Below are 2,455 nucleotides of genomic sequence, written 5' to 3' on the forward strand. Positions count from 1 at the left end.
GGGCGAGGTCGGCGAGCGTGAGCGTGCGTGCGGAGACGGACATGCGGATAAACCCCGTTCAGGAAATGGGCGTCGATCGGGAGCCACGTCCGGCGGCCCGCGGCCGTCGGGTGGCCGAAGCTAGCACGCGCCCGTCGGGCGGGCCAGAGCATCGGCGCCCCCTTTCCGAGCGGGTTCGGGGCCGTGTTTCGTCCTGCTCACCTCGGAGACGGATCGCCGCCTCGAGCGCGCCCGAGTTTTGCATCACAATTCCTTGACCCTGCATGCCCGTTTCGATTACTCTGCCCGCTGGTGATGGGATTCATTAGCCGCGTGCCGCGCTCGGATTCTAGACACCATGCCGTCCCGCCGTGGGAAGGGATTCCCCGCCGTCCGAGTGTGAGGGGAGACGGATGCGAGTCCTTGTCACGGGTGGAGCCGGCTTCATCGGGTCCCATCTTTCGGAAGCCCTCCTCGATCGCGGTGATGACGTCTGGGTCCTCGACGACCTGTCCACGGGTCGTCTCGAGAACCTGAGCACGTTCGCCCGCCATCCCCGGTTCCACTTCGTCGAAGGGACCGTGCTGGACGGCTCCACCGTCCAGGATCTGGTATGCCGGTGCGACCGCGTGTTCCATCTCGCCGCGGCGGTGGGCGTCAAGTTCGTGCTCGAGAATCCGCTCCGCTCGCTGCGCACGAACATCCGGGGCACCGAGGAAGTGCTCGAGGCGTGCGCCCGGCACCAGCGCCGCGTCGTGCTCTTCTCGAGCAGCGAGGTCTACGGCAAGGGGGTCGCGCTGCCGTTCTCCGAGGACGACGACCGCGTCATGGGCCCGACTCACAAGCTGCGCTGGTCCTACGCCTGCGGCAAGGCGGTGGACGAGTGCCTGGCCCGGGCCCACTGGGAGCAGCAGCAGCTGAAGGTCACGATCGTCCGCTGCTTCAATACCTGCGGTCCGCGCCAGACCGGCGCCTACGGCATGGTGATCCCGAATATGGTGCTTCGCGCGCTGCGCAACGAACCCATCCTGGTGTACGGCGACGGCCAGCAGTCACGCTGTTTCTCGGCCGTGAGCGACGTGGTGCGAGGCGCGCTGCTGCTGGCCGACTGCACGAGCGCCGACGGCGAGGTGTTCAACATCGGCAGCGACGAGGAAATCACGATCACGGGGCTCGCCGAGCGCGTGCGGACGATGTGCGCCAGCTCCTCCAGGATCGAGTTCGTTCCCTACGAGCAGATCTACGGGCGTTCGTTCGAGGACATGCGGCGCCGGGTGCCGGACCTGAGCAAGATCCTGCGTTTCGTGGGCTACCGGCCGCAGCGGGACCTCGACCAGCTGCTGGAGAGCGTGATCCGGCACACCCGCGAGGAGCTGCGACGCCCGATCCCGGCGAGGCACGCGCCGGTCTGAGTCAGCGGATGAGGGCGAGCCTCGCGAGCCCCGTGCGCCGCCCGTCCACGCGCATCTGCACGAAGTAGACGCCGGGCGGAGCCCGGCGGCCCGTGCTCGTGCGCCCCTCCCAGCCCGCGCTCCAGGTGCCCGCCTCGTGCCGCTGCTCCGGGATCCGCGCCACCAGCCGCCCCGCCATGTCCAGCACGTCGAAGCCCGCCGCCGCCGGCTCGCGCAACGTGAACCGGAACTGCATCGGTCCCGCCGACGGGTTGGGCACCACCGCCCGAAGGCCGGTCTCCGCCACCGGAGGATCCCCGACGCCGGTGAGCGGCGTGGTGTTGACCCTCACCGTGTAGGTGCCGGTCAGGCCGTTGTCGTTCACCAGCGCCACGCCGTACCAGCCGGTGTCGGGGGCGGTGAACACGTGGCTCGCATCGGTGGTCTCGAACAGGCGGCCGCTGCGCGGGGCGAAGAACGTGCCCGTCGTCCCGGTGGAGCCGAACAGCAGCAGGTGGATGTCGGCCGAGCCGGTGCGGGTGAAGTCGAACGTGTAGGTCTGGTTGCCGAACAGGTACACGTCCCACACGTCCAGCATGCCGCTCCAGTTGTTCCCGCTCCGCGCCCCGCAGTTGCCGCCGGTGCCGCAATCCTTGGTGATCCAGTCGGCGCCGGTGTCCCACTCCACCGTGCCCTGCCCGGTCCCCGCGTAGCGGAACGCGCGCACGCCGTACCCGCCTCCGGGAGAGACCGGCAGCGTGTGGCCGATGTTGAAGTCGGCGACCACGAAGTCGACGCCGCCGATCGCGAAGGAGCCGGCGAGCGGTCCGCTGAAGCAGGACGGGTAGCGGCTCGAGCCGAACGTCACCGGCAGGTAGGTCTCCAGATCCCAGTCACTGCCCGCGGCGCCGCGCACCCCCACCCCGCACCAGTAGAAATCGGTCTGCTCGAAGGTGTAGTAGTTCTGGGTGCCGGTGGCGGCGACCGGGGTGTCGGCGCCGAGTGCCGCGGTCCCGGTGCACGGGTCGCTCACCTGGCCTGCGGCGTCCACGTGCTGCCCGTAGAGGTCGCTGGTCGCCCCCACC

General features: G+C 69.6%; 2 protein-coding genes. One reads left to right on the top strand and one right to left on the bottom strand.

Translation table 11 applies throughout. The features are described from left to right. Positions 1 to 392 precede the first annotated feature (392 nt). Complete coding sequence (locus ACRDSQ_RS03915) at positions 393 to 1,391, top strand: NAD-dependent epimerase/dehydratase family protein (protein ID WP_431418824.1); 999 nt, start codon at positions 393 to 395, stop codon at positions 1,389 to 1,391. Position 1,392: 1 nt separating this feature from the next. Here ACRDSQ_RS03915 and ACRDSQ_RS03920 read toward each other — a convergent pair. Next, on the bottom strand, positions 1,393 to 2,455 hold a 1,063-nt coding region (locus ACRDSQ_RS03920; RefSeq protein ID WP_431418825.1), incomplete at its 5' end, for a FlgD immunoglobulin-like domain containing protein.

Source organism: Actinokineospora sp. (assembly GCF_050699995.1).
Classification (GTDB): Bacteria; Actinomycetota; Actinomycetes; order Mycobacteriales; family Pseudonocardiaceae; genus Actinokineospora.